General features: G+C 68.9%; 1 protein-coding gene. It reads right to left on the reverse strand.

Going from position 1 to position 592, the window contains the following annotated elements; genetic code table 11:
• A partial coding sequence (locus tag JDV09_RS25975; protein ID WP_221372010.1) for a DDE-type integrase/transposase/recombinase occupies positions 1-592 on the reverse strand: 592 nt, incomplete at both ends.

Raw genomic sequence — 592 nt, forward strand, 5'->3', positions numbered from 1 at the left:
CATCCGGTCTGCCAGCGTGCCAGCGGCGCCTGCTCGGTCTCGGAATGGGTGCGGCGGTGGTATTCGGTCTCCACCCACGCCATGAACAGCCGGTTGAGCTCCAACAACGCCCCAGCGTGGTCGACCCCGGCGGTGGCGAGGTCCTCGCTGCTGGTGTCGGTGACCTCGACGAGGAACTGCTCACGCACAGTCCTGAAAAATCGTTCGACCTTGCCCCGTCCTTGCGGACGCCCCGGCGCGGAATGCACCAGCCGGATCCCGAGCTTCGCGCACGCCCGCAGCAGCCACGCATCGACGAACGCCGAGCCGTTGTCGACATAGATGCCGGACGGAACGCCGCGGGCGGCCAACGCCGGTTTCAGGGCGGCGGCCAGGCGCACGGTGTCCTCGGCGAACCCGAACCGGTGCCCGACCACCAGCCGACTGTGATCGTCGAGGAAGGCGAACAGGTAGGTTTTGCGGTCCCCGACCCGCGGGCCGTGCAGGGCATCCCCGACCCACAGCTCGTTGGGATCAGCGGCTTCGAACCGGCCGAACACCTCCCCGGCGCCCCCGGCGGTAGGGCCCATCAGCTCACAGCGGTGGAAATGAC

Origin of the sequence: Mycolicibacterium xanthum, from assembly GCF_019710635.1 — a bacterium.
Classification (GTDB): domain Bacteria; phylum Actinomycetota; class Actinomycetes; order Mycobacteriales; family Mycobacteriaceae; genus Mycobacterium; species Mycobacterium xanthum.